Source organism: Rhodanobacter soli, assembly GCF_040548735.1.
In the GTDB taxonomy this organism is placed as follows: domain Bacteria; phylum Pseudomonadota; class Gammaproteobacteria; order Xanthomonadales; family Rhodanobacteraceae; genus Rhodanobacter; species Rhodanobacter soli_A.
In genome coordinates this window covers 540,463-556,825 of the sequence record NZ_JBEPSD010000003.1, presented here as the reverse complement: position 1 = coordinate 556,825, position 16,363 = coordinate 540,463, and the positions used below count along the sequence as shown (strand labels likewise).

Here is a 16,363-nt window from a genome sequence, read left to right as displayed (position 1 = left end):
GCCCACACACTGCGGGGATGAGCGACCTTTCCAACCTGTTGCTGCTGCTGGCGCTTGGCGCCATCGTGGGGCTGTGGCTGAAGCTCAGCTCGGCGCGCGAACGCGCCGTGCAGGAGGCACGCCAGCAATGCCAGCAGCACGGCCTGCAACTGCTCGACGAAACCGTCGGCCTGCGCGGCGTGCGCCTGCGCCGCGTCAACGGCTTGCGCGTGATCGAGCGCTGCTACGGCTTCGAGGTGAGCATCGACGGCCACGACCGCGAGCCGGGCCGGCTGTGGATGATCGGCAACGCGCTCAGCAGCCTGAGCCTGCCCACGATCGAACTGCTGCCGCACCAGGAGGTCGCCGCAAGGGGCACCCTGCCCTCGCCATCCGGCAACGTCGTGCCGCTGCGCCCGCGTCCGCGCGACCGGTTGAACTGAACACCGCTGGCGTTCGCCGGAGCGGGCGAACGCGGCGGCGGATTCCTACTTGACCACCCGCAGATGCGGCGTGCTGCGCTTCGGCTTGTCGCCGCCAGCGTCATCGGCACCCGGCGCCGGCGTGGTGTCGTCGGGTCCTGGAGCGGGCGGCGGCGTGTCGCCGCCTTCCTCCTCGGCCGGGAACATCATGCCCTGGCCGTTCTCCTGCGCGTACAGCGCCAGCACGGCCTGCACCGGGATCTGGATCGCCTGGCTGACCCCGGAGAAACGCGCCTGGAAACTGATCCACTCGTTGCCGAGATCGAGGTTCGCCACCGCGCGCATCGCCAGGTTGAGCACCACCTGGCCGTTCTTGACCACCTGCGGCGGCACCCGCACGCCGGCGAACCCCGCGTCGACCAGCACGTACGGGGTCAGGTTGTTGTCGCTGATCCAGTCATAGATCGCCCGCAGAAGGTACGGGCGATTGGTGGTCATCGGTACTGCTTCATTCTTGCTCATGGACTTGCCGCATCGCCTTTTCCTGATCGGTCATGCTGCGCGCAAAACCCTGACTATGGAACAAACGCTCGCCGTAATCGATCACCGGCTTGCCCTCGCGCCCCAGATCCACGCCCAGCCAGGGCAGCCGCCAGATCACCGGCGCCACCAGGCAGTCGGCCAGGCTCATTTCCGGGTTGAGAAAGAATTTCGCGGCCTTGAACAGCGGGACCGAGGACAGCAGGTGTCCGCGCAGGCGCTTGCGCGCTGCATCCGCGGGCCGGCCGCCGGCGCGGATGATGTCCACCTCGGTCAGCCAGTCCTTCTCGATGCGTACCGCGGCCACCCGCAGACGCGCACGCGACTGCGGATCGATCGGCATCAGCGGCGGATGCGGGTAGCGCTCGTCGAGGTATTCGCAGACCACCGAAGTATCGAACAGGGTGAGGTCGCGATCGACCAGGGTCGGCGTACTGGCATACGGGTTCAGGTCGACCAGGTCTTCCGGCGGCTTGGCCGGATCCACCAGGACCCGTTCATAGCTGACCCCTTTGGCGGCCAGCACCAGCCGGGCGCGATGACATTGCACGTCGTCGGCGGTGGTGTAGAGCGTCAGTACGCTACGCGAGCGAGCGCTTGGGACCATGCGCGATTCCCCATCGGTGAGACGACTGCGGCGGCTCGTGGCCGCCGCAGTCGGATAATGCCATCCGGGCTCAGTGGACGTCCTTCCAGTATTCCTTCTTCAGCATGGCGGCCAGGAAGGTGAAGAACGCCAGGAACAGCAGCACCCAGATACCGTAGTGATGGCGCTGCAAAGCAGCCGGTTCGGAAGCGTATTCCAGGAAGGCCGTCAGGTCACGAGTGGCCTGCTGGAACTGCACCGGGGTCAGCTTGCCCGGCTGCGACAGCACCAGCTTCTCCACCGCCGGATCCTCGCCAGCCTTGGCCGGCTTCATTTCCGCAGTCTGCAGGCCCTGCAGCTCCCACAGCGGGAACGGCATCGACGCGTTCGGGAACACCGTGTTGTTCCAACCCACCGGGCGGCTCGGGTCCAGGTAGAACGAGTTGAGGTAGGCGTAGACCCAGTCGGCGCCCTTTGCGCGCACTTCCAGCGACAGGTCCGGCGGAGCCTTGCCGAACCACTTGGCGGCCGACTCTTCCGGCATGTGCGAAACCACGGTTTCACCGAACTTGGCGCCGGTGAAGTTGAGGTTCTGCATCACGTCCTGCTCGGTCAGCCCCAGGTCGCTGGCGATCCGCTCGTAACGCATGTACTTCAGCGAGTGGCAGCCGACGCAGTAGTTGAAGAACAGCTTGGCGCCCCGCTGCAGCGAAGCCTGGTCCTGCACATTGGTGCCGGCATGGGGCAGGCCGCCTTCCTCCGACGCATGCACCGACACGCTGCCGACGATCAGACTGAACGCCAACGCCACCGGGAAGATGTATCGCTTCATTAGCAGCTGCCGCTTAGTCATGCGTCGTCACCCGTTCCGGAACCGGCTTGGTCTTTTCCCAGCCGAAGTATGTATAGGCCCAAAGGAATGCGAAGAACCCGAAGTAGATCGCCGTCATCACGCGGCCGAACAGGTTCTCCCAGAACGTCACGTCGATGTCGCCGAACCAGACCGGGATCACCTCGGCGGTGATGCCCGCGCCCACCGCGCCGAGCATGAAGAACGACAGCACGAACAGGCCCAGCGCCACCTTGAAGCCGGTGCCGCGGTAGCGGATCGACTTGACCTTGCCGCGATCCAGCCACGGCATCGCGAACAGCACGCCGATCGAGCCGAACATCGCGATCACACCCCACACGGCCGAGCCGAGGAAGGACGGGATCATGCGCACGATCGCGTAGAACGGGGTGAAGTACCACACCGGCTTGATGTGCGACGGTGTCGCTAGGTTGTTCGCCGGAATGAAGTTGTCGTGTTCCAGGAACCAGCCGCCGAAGGTCGGCGCGAAGAAGATGATGAACGCGGCGATCAGCAGGAAGAAGCCCACGCCGACCAGGTCCTTCACCGTGTAGTACGGATGGAACGGGATGCCGTCGGTCGGCTTCAGCGCATCCCAGCGGTTGCCCTTGGGACCTTTCTTGATCTCCACGCCGTCCGGGTTGTTCGAGCCCACCTCGTGCAGCGCGGCGATGTGCAGCACCACCAGCAGCAGCAGCACGATCGGCAGCGCGATCACGTGCAGCGCGAAGAAGCGGTTCAGCGTGGCATCGGCCGGCAGGAAGTCGCCCATGATCCACTCGACCAGGTCGCCGCCGATGTAGGGAATCGTGCCGAACAGCGAGATGATCACCTTGGCGCCCCAGAACGACATGTTGCCCCACGGCAGCACGTAGCCCATGAACGCTTCGGCCATCAGCACCAGGAAGATCAGCATGCCGAGCAGCCACACCAGCTCGCGCGGCTTCTTGTACGAGCCGTACATGATGCCGCGGAACATGTGCAGGAACACCACCACGAAGAACAGCGAGGCGCCGGTGGAGTGCATGTAGCGGATCAGCCAGCCCCACTCCACGTCACGCATGATGTACTCGACCGAGGCGAAGGCTCCCGCCGCGCTCGGGTTGTAGTTCATGGTGAGGAAGATGCCGGTGACGATCTGGTTGACCAGCACCAGCAGCGCCAGCGAACCGAAGTAGTACCAGAGGTTGAAGTTCTTCGGTGCGTAGTATTCGGTCATGTGCGCGCGATACATCGGCATCATGCCCGGTGCGCGCTCGTTGACCCAGTCACCGATGCTCGTGAATACGTTGGCCATTAGCCAGCCTCCTTCGGATCCACGCCAATCTGGATGGTGCTGTCGTCGATGAAATGGTACGGCGGCACCGGCAGGTTCTTCGGCGCCGGCACGCCGGCGTAGACGCGACCGGCCAGGTCGTAGCGCGACTTGTGGCAGGGGCAGTAGAAGCCGCCCTTCCACTCCGGGTCGAACGGCTCGGGCTTGATCTCGGGCACGAAGTCGGGCACGCAGCCCAGGTGCGTGCAGATGCCGATCACCACCAGCCATTCCGGCTTGATCGAGCGTGCCTCGTTCTGCGCGTACTTCGGTTGCTGGTCGGCGGAGGCGCCGTCGGACTTGGGGTCCACCAGGCGCGAATCGACCTGCGGCAGCGTGGCCAGCTGTGCCTTGGTGCGGTTGAGCACGAACACCGGCAGGCTGCGCCACGACACGGTCAGCATCTGCCCCGCCTCGATCTTGGCCAGCGACTGGGTGACCGGAGCGCCAGCGGCCTTGGCGCGCGCGCTGGGTTCCCACGACTTGATGAAGGGCACAGCCGCCGACACGATTCCGATGCCACCAACCACCGCGGTGGTTGCTGTCAGGAAGCGGCGGCGGCCATGATCGACGACTTCGTTCGCCATCAGGCTCTCCGGTACTTGCAATGTCATGCCAGTGGGGTTTGGGGCCCCGCAAAAATCGCGTTAGTGTAGCGTCAGGCCCCGCCCCGTACAATAAACCGCATCGCGGCGAAGTCCAGCCGCCGCAACACTCGCCACGATTGCCGGGACCCTTTCCTTTCGACATGAAACATGCCGCCGGCACGCTCCTCTTCATCGCGCGCTTCGCCGTCCTCGGCTTGGCCATGGCCTTCGTGGTCGGCCTGTTCTGGCCCGGCAGCGGCGAACGTCTGCGCGAACGCTTCGGCCTGACCGCGCCGCCGGCACAGCACGCCAGCCAAGGCCACGTCGGCAACGGCCCGGTCTCGTACGCCGACGCGGTGGCTGCCGCGGCGCCGTCGGTGGTCAACATCTATGCGAACAAGATCGTCACCGAGCAGGCCGTGCGGATGTACGACAACCCGGTGCTGCAGCAATTGTTCGGCGGCCAGCCCACCACCTTCCAGCACCGCGAGCAGACCCTGGGTTCCGGTGTCATCGTCAGCGCCCAGGGACAGGGCTATGTGCTGACCAACAATCATGTGATCGCGCACGCCGCGGACATCCAGGTGCTGCTGTACGACGGCCGCATCGCCAAGGCGAGCCTGGTCGGTGCGGACGAGGAATCCGACCTGGCGGTGCTGAAGATCGAAGCCAGCAACCTGCCGGTGATCCACATCGCCGAACAGCAACTGCGCCCCGGCGACGTGGTGCTGGCGATCGGAAATCCGCTCGGCCTCAACCAGACCGTCACGATGGGCATCGTCAGCGCGATCGGCCGCCAGCTCAATGGTTCCAGCGCGGAGGATTTCATCCAGACCGACGCGGCCATCAACCTGGGAAATTCCGGCGGCGCGCTGGTCAACGCCGAAGGCGAGCTGGTCGGCATCAATACCTTGCTGATCGGCAAGGCCGCCGGCGCCGAAGGCATCGGCTTCGCGATTCCGGTCACCACCGCCAAGAAGGTGCTGGACCAGATCATCGCCACCGGCCACGTGGTGCGCGGCTGGCTCGGCGCCGACTACGCGTTCGTGCCGGTGGCGGCCAATGGCGGCCTGCCGGCAGCGGCGCGCGGCGCCCTGGTCACCGTGGTCTATCCCGGCAGCCCGGCCGCGCTGGCCGGCATCCGGCCGCGCGACATCCTGCTCAGCATCGGCACCGACGACATCCTCGACCCGGCCGATCTGCGCCGGCACGAGGCCGCGCTCAAGCCCGGCAGCAAGGTGCAGGTCTCGGGCCTGCGCAACGGCAATCCATTCCACGTCGAAGTCACCCTGGCCCAGCGCCCCGCCATGAGCGCCAGCGCCGAGCTGGACAATTGAATTCGTGGATCCGGCCGGCGCCGGCGGGAATCAACCCGGCCCGCGCGATGCCAGCGGCGGATGGATCGCTGCACCGTAGCGCCTGCGCAAGGTGTCCACGCGCTCCACATACACCTGGGTCTCGGCGTACGGCGGCACGCCCTTGTAACGCTGCACCGCACCGGGACCGGCGTTGTAGGCTGCGGCGGCCAGCCGCTCGTTGCCGTCGAAGTCGCGCAGCAGCAGGCCCAGATAACGCGCACCGCCGCGGATGTTCTGATCGGAATTGAAGGCATCCAGCACGCCCATGTCGCTGGCCGTACCCGGCATCAATTGCATCAGCCCTTGCGCACCCTTGAGTGACAGCGCGCGCGGATTGAACGCGCTCTCGGCGTGGATGATCGCGCGCAGGAACGCCTCGTCGACGCCGTACTCGATGCTGGCCGCGCGGATCGTGTCCGCGTACGCGGTGAGGTTGAGCGACACGCTGCCCCAGCGTATCGTCGAATGCAGGTTGCACGCGGCACAGGTGGCGATATAGGTGAACAGCATGGTCACCGCATGGCCCTTGCCGCCAGCGGGACGCAGGTTGGTGTACTCCACGCTGCCGTCCGCGCGCACGATGCGGTACACCGCGCCGCGCAGGACCTTGTCCGCCGAGTCATCCGCCATCGGCGCAGCCGCTGCCGCGGTCGTATGCGATTCGCGGTAGCTCCATTGCCCTGGTACGCCGGCAGCAGCCACTGGAGGTTTCGTGCGGGTCTCGGCCGAGCCCTGCACCGCTGCCAGCGACGTCTGTTCCGCCTGGGCTTCGCCGATGCGAAGTGCGCTGGTTTCGACCGTCCCGCGCACGCCGGTCAGCGAGGTCGATTCGGTACCGTCCGCCGAGAGGTTGCGCGCTGTGGTCGCGACCGAACCGGTCACCCGGGTCAACGACGCCTGGGGCGGCGGCGCCCGACGCCGTGACGTGGGCGCGGCATAGCTGCTGATCGCCTTGCAGCGGTGATACCCGACTTTGCTGCTGCTGAATACCGTCTCGCCGCTGGCACCGGCACATTGATACAGGACACCGGCTCGCGCCGCCGGCCACCACAGCAGCGCGCAGACGAACGCGACCCCGCAAAGGATCGAACGTAATGGGAAGCCCCCGGCAGGCCGATCGGCGCTTCCCCCATGGCTTGCGACGCCGAACATGGGCGCAGTGTGCCGCCATGCGCTGTCATCGCCAAGTGCGCGCCGGTGATTTTGTGGACCGCTGCTCCGAACCATGCAGCGCTTGTCGGAGCATGCACTGCCGAGGGACCACGCCCGGCCGGCGCAAGTGCTTGATCCGTCATGTCGAATTACTGGCAGGCGCGCCTTCACGCGGGTAAACTGCGCGGTTCGGCGGACCCTGCGTCATGCCTCACGAAACCACGGTGCCTCAAGCCATGAGCGGCAAGCTTTTCATCAAGACCCACGGCTGCCAGATGAACGAGTACGACTCGGCCAAGATGGCCGACGTGCTGAAGGCCTCGCATGGCCTGGAGCTGACCCAGGACGAGTCCGAGGCGGACGTGATCCTGATCAACACCTGTTCGATCCGCGAAAAGGCGCAGGAAAAGGTCTTCAGCCAGCTCGGCCGCTGGAAGCAGCACAAGAAGGACGGCAAGCCGGTACTGATCGGCGTCGGCGGCTGCGTGGCCTCGCAGGAAGGCGCGGCGATCGTCAAGCGCGCGCCCTACGTCGACCTGGTGTTCGGGCCGCAGACCCTGCATCGCCTGCCCCAGCTGATCGAGGCGCAGCGTGCCAGCGGCTTGCCGCAGGTCGACATCAGCTTCCCGGAGATCGAGAAGTTCGACTGCCTGCCCGAGCCGCGCGCCGAGGGCCCGACCGCCTTCGTCTCGATCATGGAAGGCTGCTCGAAGTACTGCAGCTATTGCGTGGTGCCGTACACCCGCGGCGAGGAGATCAGCCGTCCCTTCGACGACGTGCTGGTGGAAGTGGCCAAGCTTGCGGCGCAGGGCGTGCGCGAAGTCAACCTGCTCGGCCAGAACGTCAACGCCTACCGCGGCCCGACCCACGATGGCGGCATCGCCGATCTTGCCGTGCTGATCCACGCGATCGCGCAGATCGACGGCATCGGCCGCATCCGCTTCACCACCTCGCACCCGCTGGAGTTCTCCGACTCGCTGATCGAGGCCTACGCCAACGTGCCGCAGCTGGCGAACTACCTGCACCTGCCGGTGCAGGCCGGCTCCGACCGCATCCTCGGCGCGATGAAGCGCGGCTACACCGCGCTGGAATTCAAGCAGAAGATCCGCAAGCTGCGTGCGGTGCGGCCGGACATCTGCGTCTCGTCCGACTTCATCGTGGGCTTCCCTGGCGAGACCGAAGCGGATTTCGAGAAGACCATGAAGCTGATCGACGACGTCGGCTTCGACCAGAGCTTCTCCTTCATCTTCTCCGCCCGCCCCGGCACGCCGGCGGCCAAGCTCGCCGACGATACCCCGATGGAGGTGAAGCACGAACGGCTGGCGCGCCTGCAGGCCGCGATCAACGCCAACGCGAAGAAGATCAACGAGGCGATGGTCGGCTCCGTGCAGCGCGTGCTGGTGGAAAAGCCAAGCACGCGCAATCCGGACGAACTCAGCGGCCGCACCGAGAACATGCGCTACGTGAACTTCGCCGGCAACCCGCGCCTGATCGGCCAGTTCGTCGACGTGGAGATCACCGAGGCGATGAGCAATTCGCTGCGCGGACGGGTGAAACCGGTCGACGAACCGGAGGCGCTCGCTTCGTGAGCGATCTGGTGACCCGGGAAATCGGCGCGGATGAATTCGTGCGCGTGTGGCCCTTTTTCCAGGCCATCGTTGCTGCCGGCGACACCTACACCTACCCGCTCGACATGAGCCTCGAACAGGCCCGCACCATCTGGACCACGCCGCCGGCACGCTGCTTCGTGGCCGAACGCGACGGCCAGGTACTGGGCTGTTACCGGCTGGCGCCCAACCAGATGGGACCGGGTAACCACGTGGCCAACGGCAGCTACATGGTGGCGCCGCAAGCGCGCCGCCAGGGCATTGCCTCCACGTTATGCGAGCACTCGCTGGAACAGGCGCGACAGGCCGGCTTCACCGCGATGCAGTTCAATGCCGTCGTCGCCAGCAACACCACCGCCGTGCGGCTGTGGCAGCGCCACGGCTTTCGCATCGTCGGCCAGGTGCCCGGTGCGTTCCGTCACGCACAACTCGGGCCGACCGATCTCTACGTGATGCATCGCGCCCTGTGAGCCACTGGCCGCACGCGGCGCAACGGATCAATCCAGCCGCTTGCGAAAGCGCAGTATCGCCAGCGCCATCATCACCAGCGTGAACACCGCCAGCGCGAGCACGTCGATCCACATCTCCCACAGGCCCGCGCCGCGCAGCATCACGCCGCGGATCAGGCGCAGGAAGTGGGTCAGCGGCAACACCTCGGCGATCCACTGCACCAGCTTCGGCATGCCGGCGAACGGGAACATGAAGCCGGACAGCAGGATCGACGGCAGGAACACGAAGATCATCATCTGCATCGCCTGGAACTGCGACTGCGCACGCGTGGAAATCAGCAGGCCCAGCGTGAGGTTGGCCAGGATCAGCAGGCCGGACGCGAGATACACGTCGAGCACGCTGCCACGGATCGGCACGTCGAACAGCCACATGCCCAGCGCCAGCACCACGCTGGTCTGCACCAGGCCGATCGCGACGTACGGCAGCACCTTGCCGACCATCAGTTCGGAACTGGTCAGCGGCGTGGCGATCAGCAATTCCATGTTGCCGCGCTCGCGTTCGCGCACGATCGCGATGGCGGTGAACAGCACCATCGTCATGGTCAGGATCACCCCGATCAGGCCGGGCACGATGTTGACCGCCGAGCGCCGCTGCGGGTTGTAGAAACTGACCACGCTGATCCGTCCGCCCGGCGGCGTGCTGGTCAGCGGCGCGCGCATGTCCGGCCGGGCGCTGTCGATCGGCACCTGCGCAAGCTGCGCGGCGGCGCCCTGCACCGCGGTGTCGCTGCCGTCGACCAGCACCTGCGCCAGTTCGCGGCCGTCGATGCGGCGACGCTCGAAATCCGGCGGCACCACGATGCCGATGCTGATGCGGCCTTGGCGGATCATCGCCATCAGTTCCTGCGGTGTGTCCGCCCTGGCTACCGGCGCCACCACGCCGGTGGCCAGCATGTCCATCACCAGCGCCCGCGAACCGGCGGTGTTGGCCTGGTCGACGACGCCGGTATCGAGCCCGCGCAGGTTGGTGTTGATCGCGTAGCCGAACAGGACCAGCTGGATCACCGGAATGCCCACGATCATCGCCAGCGTGACGCGGTCGCGGCGCATCTGGCGCAGCTCCTTGACCACGATCGCCCACAGCCGGCGCCAGTTCATGCGGCGCGCTCCTCGCCACCGTCACCCTTGCGCGTGGCGGCGACGAACACGTCTTCGAGGTTCGGCGGTGCCGCCGCCAGCCCGGCCTTCTGCCCGGCCGCGGCCAACGCCTTGTCCATGTCCGGCGTCGCGCCGTCGGCATCGGTCAGCACGCGCAGGGTATTGCCGACCTGGGCCACGCCGAGCACGCCCGGCACGTCGACCAGCACGCGCTGGGCCGCGCGCGGGTTGTCCGTTTCGACGATGAAGGTGCGCCCCTCCAGTTGCGCGGTCAGCTCATGCGGCGTGCCGTCGGCAACCAGCGCGCCGCGGTCGAGGATCGCCAGCCGATGGCAGCGCTCGGCCTCGTCCATCAGGTGGGTGGAGACCAGCAGCGTGGTGCCAATGTCGGCCAGCTCGAACAACTTCTCCCAGAAATCGCGGCGCGATTCCGGGTCGACCGCGCTGGTCGGCTCGTCCAGGAACAGCAGCTCCGGTTCGTGAATCACCGCGCAGGCCAGCGCGAGGCGCTGCTTCTGGCCGCCGCTCATGGTGCCGGCCAGCTGCTTCTGCCGGTCGCCGAAGTGGTACTGCCCGATCAGTTCGTCGATGCGGGCTTTCGTCTTCGCCTTCGGCACGCCCTGGATCGCGGCCAGGAACTCCAGGTTCTCGCGCACGCTGAGGTCCTCAAACAGGGAGAACTTCTGCGTCATGTAGCCGATGTGCGGGCGCAGCTCGTCGGCCTGCGCCGGGATGCGCAGGCCGAGCACCTCGATCTCGCCCTCGCTCGGCGTCAGCAGGCCGCACAGCATGCGGATCGTGGTCGACTTGCCCGAGCCGTTCGGGCCGAGGAAGCCGTAGACGCGCCTGGCCGGTACTTCGAGGTCGACATGATCGACCGCCACCAGTCTGCCGAAGCGCCGGGTCAGGCCACGCGCGCGGATGGCCACGCCGTCGGCATCGGTGGTCATTTCGCGGGCCCACGGAATTCGACGCGCACCGGCAGGCCGGCCGGAAGCTCGGCCGCGTCCGCGCCCAGCGCGACCTCGGCGAGATAGCTCAGCCGCGCCGCGTCGTCACCGATCAGCGCGTAGTACGGGGTGAAGTCGGGCTCGCTGCGGATCATCCGCACCTTGCCGGCATACGGCTGCTCGCGGCCGGCCACGAACACCTGGATCGCATCGCCCACACGTACCCCGGCGCGCTGCGGCTCGGGCACGTAGATGCGCGCGTACGGCGCATCGCCGGCCAGCAGGATCGCCACCGGCGCGCCGACCGGTGCCTGGTCGCCCAGCTTGTACGGAAGGCTGTCGACGCGCCCGGCGCGCGGCGCCAGGATGTTCAACTTGCCCAGCAGCACCTGCTGCGCGCTGGCCTGCGCCTCCGCCGCCGCGACGGCGGCCTGCGCCTGGGCGATCTGCTCGGGACGGGTGCCGTGCAACAGCTCGTCGAGCGCGGCCTGCGCCGCCGCCACCTGGCCCGCGGCGTTGCCGGCCGCAGCCCGGGCCCGATCGAGATCGGCCGCAGCCACATAACCCTTGCCCTTCAGCGGAGCCAGCCGGTCGTAATAGGCACGCGCCTCGCGCGCCTGCGCCTGCGCGGACGCCAGGTTCGCCCGCGCCCTGTCGATGTCCTCCACGCGCGGGCCGGTCTCGAGTTCGGCCAGCACTTCATGCTGCTGCCGCACCTGCGCCTGGGCCGCGGCGAGTTCGGACCGGGTATGCGCGGGATCTAGCTGCAGCAGCGGCTGCCCGGCCGCGACCTGTTCGCCCTCGCGCACCTGGATCGCCACGATGCGTTCGGCGGCCGGTGCCGGCAGGGTGATGCGGTCATATTCGAGCGTGCCCAGCGCCTGCGGCGGTTGTTTGCTGCAGGCGGCAAGGCCGGCGACCGCGAGCAGGATGGCCAGCGGCAAGCGACGAATCGTGCGTGCGACGTTCATGCGGTTTCTCCGGATCCGGCTGCACCCGTGCCACGATCGAGCAGCGCAAGCGTGTGTCTGAGCATGGCCTCGGGCCCCAGCCCCTCGGCGCCGAACGCGCGCCGCCAGATCGGCGCACCGGCGGCGGGAAACAGGGTCAGCCCGACCAGCGAGACGACCAGCAGACGCGGATCGAGATCGGCATTCAGCCGTCCATCCGCCTGCGCCGCCGCGAAGCGCCGGGCCAGCAGTTGCGGCACGCCCGGAACGGCCTGGGCGAACAGCACTTCGCGCAACGCGCCGCCATCGCACAGCACCTCGCGCACCCATAGCGGCGGCAGCCATGGATGGCGCGCCACCACCTCGCCGATGCCGCGCACGAAAGTCTCGATCAATACCCGCGGATCGTCGCCGGCCTGTTCCAGTTGCACGCGCAGCGGCGCCAGGGCCGGCAACAGGCGCTCCTCGACCAGCGCCTGGACCAGCCGCGGCTTGTCGCCGAAGTAGTAATGCAGCATCGCGGGCGTGACCTCCGCCTCGCTGGCGATCGCGCGCAGCGGGGTCGCGCCTATGCCCACCCGGGCGAACTGCGCGATCGCGGCATCCAGCAGGCGCGCGCGCAGGTCCAGGTCGTCGCCGCTGGGACGTCCGGCGCGGCGCCCGGCTTTCGCACGCTTGGTCGAGGTAGCCATGCGCATAAATTAATTTAATATTTAATTGTACGCAACCGTGAAATCGCGACCGTCACGGCCGACGGTCGTCATGGCTCTTCCAGCAGCGGCGCGCTACTCTCGCGCCCCTATGAGCGAACTCAATCAACGCGATTTCATTCTCGACCCCGAAGACAACGCCCGCCTCGCCAACCTGTGCGGGCCATTCGACGAACACCTGCGCCAGGTCGAGCTGCGCCTCGGCGTGGAGATCAACCACCGCGGCAACATCTTCCAGGTGATCGGCGAGGATGCCCCCGCCAGGGCCACCGAGAAGGTGTTGCGCGCGCTGTACGCCACCACCGAGGACGAGGCACTGACCGGCGCGAGGATCAACCTGCAACTGGCCGAATCCGGCATCGACGCGATCACCGACGCGGCCGCCGAAGGCGCCCAGGAAGTGGTGATCAAGGTCAAGCGCGGCGTGATCAAGGGCCGTGGCCCGAACCAGGCGCGCTACCTGCATGCGATCGCCAGCCACGACATCAACTTCGGCGTGGGCCCGGCCGGTACCGGCAAGACCTACCTGGCCGTCGCCAGTGCGGTCGAGGCGCTGGAGGCGAACCGGGTGCAGCGGCTGATCCTGGTGCGCCCTGCGGTCGAGGCCGGCGAGAAGCTGGGCTTCCTGCCTGGCGACCTCAGCCAGAAGGTCGATCCCTACCTGCGCCCGCTGTACGACGCGCTGTACGAGATGCTCGGCTTCGAGAAGGTGGCCAAGCTGATCGAGCGCAACGTGATCGAGATCGCGCCGCTGGCCTACATGCGCGGGCGCACCTTGAACGATTCCTACGTGATCCTCGACGAGGCGCAGAACACCACGGTCGAGCAGATGAAGATGTTCCTCACCCGCATCGGCTTCGGCACGGTGGCGGTGATCACCGGCGACGTCACCCAGGTCGACCTGCCGCGCAATACGCGCTCGGGCCTGCGCCAGGCGATCGAGGTGCTGCGCGGCGTCAGCGGCATCAACTTCACCTTCTTCACCTCGCGCGACGTGGTGCGCCACCCGCTGGTGGCGAAGATCGTGCGCGCCTACGAGGCGTTCGAACAGAAGGACGAGGACGGCGAATGAGCGGACCGGTGACGCTCGCCGTCGGCTATGCCGTGCCGCGCGCTGGCCTGCCCGCGCCGGCCAGCTTCCGCCGCTGGGTCGAGGCGGCGCTGCGCGGCGCGAAACGGCGCAAGCCGGCCGAGCTGGCGATCCGCATCGTCGACGCCGACGAAGGCCGCGCGCTCAACCGCGACTATCGCGGCAAGGACTACGCCACCAACGTACTGTCATTCCCTGTCGAACTGCCGCCAGGCGTGGCCCTGCCGCTGATCGGCGACCTGGCGATCTGCGCCCCGGTGGTGCTGCGCGAGGCCGCCGAACAGGGCAAATCGGCGCGCGACCACTGGGCCCACCTGACCGTCCACGGCGTACTGCACCTGCTCGGCTACGACCATATCGAGGACACCGAGGCCGAAGCGATGGAGGCGCTGGAAACCCGCATCCTGGCGGGCTTGGGCATCGCCGACCCGTACGCCTGAGCCGCGCTCGGCATGCTTCCTCCCCCGCGCGGCAGGGAGGGCTGGGGTGGGGTGCTCTTGCCTGCACCGCCATCGAAATGAAAGCGAAGGCCCTGAATCGTCAAAAATTTTCCGCTAGAATCGGCCTTCCGCCCGGTTTCGGGCAGAATCCCAACGAGTAATGAGCGACGACCCCGGCAGTACCAGCGGCCCGGCCCACCGAACCTGGTGGGATCGACTGGGCCACATGTTTTCCGGCGAACCGCGCAACCGCGACGAACTGATCGAGGAGTTGCGTTCCGCCCAGACCAACGGACTGCTGTCCGTGAACACCCTCACCATGGTCGAGGGTGCGATCAAGGTCACCGAACTGAGCGTGGACGACGTGATGGTGCCGCGCGCGCAGATCGTGATGCTGGCGGCCGAGTCGCCGCTGCCCGACATCCTCGCCGCCGTGGTCGAATCCGGCCACTCGCGCTTCCCCGTGCACGGCGAGGACAAGGACGAAATCCTCGGCATCCTGTTGGCCAAGGACCTGCTGAAGTACTTCGGCGCCGCCGAACACTTCGACATCCGCGCGATCCTGCGCCCGGCCGTGTTGATTCCCGAGTCGATGCGCCTGAACGTGCTGCTGGAAGAATTCCGGCTCAGCCGCAACCACATGGCACTGGTGGTCAACGAGTACGGCGGCGTCGCCGGCCTGATCACCATCGAGGACGTACTGGAAGAGATCGTCGGCGAGATCGACGACGAGCACGACGACGGGGAAGAGCCCGAGTTGATGCACGAGCAACCCGGCGGCGACTGGCTGGTCAGCGCGCTGACCCCGATCGAGGATTTCAACGAGCAGACCGGCGCCGATTTTTCCGACGAGGAGTACGACACCGTGGGCGGCATGGTCACCTCCGAATTCGGCCACTTGCCCGAGGTCGGCGAAGAGGTCGGCATCGGCGACTACCTGTTCCACGTCACCGAAGCCGACGACCGCCGCGTGCAGCAGTTCCGCGTGGTCAAGCAGTAAGCCGCATGAACCTGATTGGCCGCAACCTCCTGCTGCTCGCGCTGTTGATGCTGGCCCTGCTCCCGCCTGCCCATGCCAGCGTCGCCAACGCCCCCGGCGCCAACCTCGAAGTCTCGCTGGTCACCTACGGCCCCGGCGAAACCTACTGGGAGCGCTTCGGCCACGACGCGATCGAGCTGCGCGACACGGCCTCGGGCGAAGCGATCAACTTCAACTACGGCGTGTTCGATTTCAGCGAGAAGAACTTCCTGCTGAACTTCGCCCGCGGCCGCATGCACTACCTGATGGACGCCGCGCCGAGCGGCCTCGACGAGAATTTCTACGTCGAGGCCGGCCGCTCGATCACCCGCCAGCAACTGGCGATGACTGCCGACCAGGCCGCCGCGCTGCGCGACTTCCTGCTGTGGAACCTGCGCCCGGAGAACGCCGGCTACGACTACGACTACTACGTCGACAACTGCACCACCCGCGTGCGCGACGCGCTGGACAAGGCGCTGGGCGGCGTGCTGGAAACCCGGCTGAAGGCCCGTCGCGGCGGCATGACCTACCGCCAGCAGACCGTCCGCCTGATGAGCGCGCAACCCTGGCTGATGCTGGTGCTCGACCTGGGCCTGGGGCCGTATGCCGACCAGCCGCTGGATGCCTGGCAGGAAAGCTTCCTGCCCGAGGTGTTGCAGGCGCAACTGCGCGAGGTGCGCATCGACGATGGCCACGGCAACCTGCAGCCGCTCGTGCAGAGCGAACAGCTCCTCTCGCCGAACCGGTTGGACGCGCCGCCACCGGCCGCACCCGACCTACGCCTGCCGCTGGCCCTGGCCGGGCTGCTGCTGGCCGCGCTGATCGTGCTCAGCCGCCGCTGGTGGCCCGCCGGCTACGCCCTGCTCGGCACGTTGTACCTGCTCGCGGCCGGCTTGGTCGGCCTGTTGCTGCTGACGCTGTGGACGCTGACCACCCACCACTCGGCGTGGGCCAACGCGAACCTGCTGCTGTTCAACCCGCTGGCCTTCCTGCTGCTGCCCACGCTGTGGCGATCGCGCCGCGGCTACGCCGCCTCGCGCTTCATCGACGGCGTGATCGCTCTGCAATTGCTTGCCTGCATGGTCGCCGTGCTGCTGCACCTGCTGCCCGGCACCGTGCAGCAGAACCAGCCGTGGCTGCTGTTCGCCCTGCCGTGCTGGCTGGCGCTGGCCTGGAGCCTGCGCCGCCATCGCCGGTAATCC

General features: G+C 67.3%; 18 protein-coding genes. 8 read left to right on the top strand and 10 right to left on the bottom strand.

Features of this window, described 5'->3' with window-relative positions; translation table 11 throughout:
• The first annotated feature begins 17 nt into the window (after positions 1-17).
• Entirely contained in the window at positions 18-422 is a 405-nt protein-coding gene (locus ABIE04_RS16540) for a DUF3301 domain-containing protein (RefSeq protein WP_354552730.1), read from the top strand.
• A gap of 45 nt (positions 423-467) precedes the next feature.
• On the opposite strand, the gene ABIE04_RS16535 is transcribed toward ABIE04_RS16540, so the two are convergent.
• The 5 genes from ABIE04_RS16535 to petA all read right to left on the bottom strand — a co-directional run bounded on the left by ABIE04_RS16535 (position 468) and on the right by petA (position 4,279).
• Positions 468-899: a ClpXP protease specificity-enhancing factor gene (locus tag ABIE04_RS16535; protein WP_354552727.1), complete on the bottom strand. Its 432-nt coding sequence runs from the start codon at positions 897-899 to the stop codon at positions 468-470.
• 10 nt (positions 900-909) lie between these two features.
• Positions 910-1,548 carry a glutathione S-transferase N-terminal domain-containing protein gene (locus tag ABIE04_RS16530; protein WP_214557422.1) on the bottom strand — a complete coding sequence of 213 codons (639 nt, stop codon included), beginning with the start codon at positions 1,546-1,548 and terminating at the stop codon, positions 910-912.
• A 70-nt stretch (positions 1,549-1,618) separates the two neighbouring features.
• Positions 1,619-2,359, bottom strand: a complete 741-nt coding sequence (locus ABIE04_RS16525) for a cytochrome c1 (protein ID WP_354552724.1) — start codon at positions 2,357-2,359, stop codon at positions 1,619-1,621.
• A gap of 13 nt (positions 2,360-2,372) precedes the next feature.
• Positions 2,373-3,674: a cytochrome b gene (locus ABIE04_RS16520; protein WP_354552722.1), complete on the bottom strand. Its 1,302-nt coding sequence runs from the start codon at positions 3,672-3,674 to the stop codon at positions 2,373-2,375.
• The gene (gene petA, locus ABIE04_RS16515) at positions 3,674-4,279 is read right to left on the bottom strand and encodes a ubiquinol-cytochrome c reductase iron-sulfur subunit (protein ID WP_027490624.1); all 606 of its coding nucleotides are present in this window, start codon (positions 4,277-4,279) and stop codon (positions 3,674-3,676) included. Before petA ends, ABIE04_RS16520 begins: the two co-directional genes overlap by 1 nt.
• Before the next feature lie 161 nt (positions 4,280-4,440).
• On the opposite strand from petA, the gene ABIE04_RS16510 reads away from it, so the two are divergent.
• Positions 4,441-5,616: a S1C family serine protease gene (locus ABIE04_RS16510; protein WP_354552714.1), complete on the top strand. Its 1,176-nt coding sequence runs from the start codon at positions 4,441-4,443 to the stop codon at positions 5,614-5,616.
• Positions 5,617-5,646: 30 nt separating this feature from the next.
• Here ABIE04_RS16510 and ABIE04_RS16505 read toward each other — a convergent pair whose 3' ends face one another.
• Complete coding sequence (locus ABIE04_RS16505) at positions 5,647-6,789, bottom strand: lytic transglycosylase domain-containing protein (protein WP_436410394.1); 1,143 nt, start codon at positions 6,787-6,789, stop codon at positions 5,647-5,649.
• A gap of 236 nt (positions 6,790-7,025) precedes the next feature.
• Between ABIE04_RS16505 and miaB the strand changes: the two genes are divergently transcribed.
• Positions 7,026-8,378 (top strand): tRNA (N6-isopentenyl adenosine(37)-C2)-methylthiotransferase MiaB, encoded by a 1,353-nt coding sequence (miaB, locus tag ABIE04_RS16500; RefSeq protein ID WP_354552706.1) that lies wholly within the window; start codon positions 7,026-7,028, stop codon positions 8,376-8,378.
• Positions 8,375-8,866: a GNAT family N-acetyltransferase gene (locus ABIE04_RS16495; protein WP_354552702.1), complete on the top strand. Its 492-nt coding sequence runs from the start codon at positions 8,375-8,377 to the stop codon at positions 8,864-8,866. Before miaB ends, ABIE04_RS16495 begins: the two co-directional genes overlap by 4 nt.
• A gap of 27 nt (positions 8,867-8,893) precedes the next feature.
• On the opposite strand, the gene ABIE04_RS16490 is transcribed toward ABIE04_RS16495, so the two are convergent.
• Genes ABIE04_RS16490 through ABIE04_RS16475 form a run of 4 tightly spaced genes read right to left on the bottom strand, consistent with a single transcriptional unit; the run spans position 8,894 to position 12,595 of the window.
• Positions 8,894-10,003 (bottom strand): ABC transporter permease, encoded by a 1,110-nt coding sequence (locus tag ABIE04_RS16490; protein WP_354552698.1) that lies wholly within the window; start codon positions 10,001-10,003, stop codon positions 8,894-8,896.
• Positions 10,000-10,953, bottom strand: coding sequence for an ABC transporter ATP-binding protein (locus tag ABIE04_RS16485; RefSeq protein WP_354552694.1), 954 nt, complete (start codon positions 10,951-10,953; stop codon positions 10,000-10,002). The genes ABIE04_RS16490 and ABIE04_RS16485 overlap by 4 nt, the downstream gene beginning before the upstream one ends.
• Positions 10,950-11,924 carry an HlyD family secretion protein gene (locus tag ABIE04_RS16480; protein ID WP_354552690.1) on the bottom strand — a complete coding sequence of 325 codons (975 nt, stop codon included), beginning with the start codon at positions 11,922-11,924 and terminating at the stop codon, positions 10,950-10,952. The genes ABIE04_RS16485 and ABIE04_RS16480 overlap by 4 nt, the downstream gene beginning before the upstream one ends.
• A complete protein-coding gene (locus tag ABIE04_RS16475; RefSeq protein ID WP_354552688.1) occupies positions 11,921-12,595 on the bottom strand; it encodes a TetR/AcrR family transcriptional regulator in 675 nt (224 codons plus the stop codon). Before ABIE04_RS16475 ends, ABIE04_RS16480 begins: the two co-directional genes overlap by 4 nt.
• Before the next feature lie 109 nt (positions 12,596-12,704).
• On the opposite strand from ABIE04_RS16475, the gene ABIE04_RS16470 reads away from it, so the two are divergent.
• The 4 genes from ABIE04_RS16470 (at position 12,705) to ABIE04_RS16455 (ending at position 16,360) form a co-directional block, all read left to right on the top strand.
• Positions 12,705-13,685 (top strand): PhoH family protein, encoded by a 981-nt coding sequence (locus tag ABIE04_RS16470; protein ID WP_354552683.1) that lies wholly within the window; start codon positions 12,705-12,707, stop codon positions 13,683-13,685.
• Positions 13,682-14,143 carry an rRNA maturation RNase YbeY gene (gene ybeY / locus ABIE04_RS16465; RefSeq protein ID WP_354552679.1) on the top strand — a complete coding sequence of 154 codons (462 nt, stop codon included), beginning with the start codon at positions 13,682-13,684 and terminating at the stop codon, positions 14,141-14,143. The genes ABIE04_RS16470 and ybeY overlap by 4 nt, the downstream gene beginning before the upstream one ends.
• A gap of 160 nt (positions 14,144-14,303) precedes the next feature.
• Positions 14,304-15,143, top strand: coding sequence for an HlyC/CorC family transporter (locus ABIE04_RS16460; protein WP_354552676.1), 840 nt, complete (start codon positions 14,304-14,306; stop codon positions 15,141-15,143).
• A 5-nt stretch (positions 15,144-15,148) separates the two neighbouring features.
• Positions 15,149-16,360 carry a lipoprotein N-acyltransferase Lnb domain-containing protein gene (locus ABIE04_RS16455; protein ID WP_354552672.1) on the top strand — a complete coding sequence of 404 codons (1,212 nt, stop codon included), beginning with the start codon at positions 15,149-15,151 and terminating at the stop codon, positions 16,358-16,360.
• The last annotated feature ends 3 nt before the right edge of the window (positions 16,361-16,363 follow it).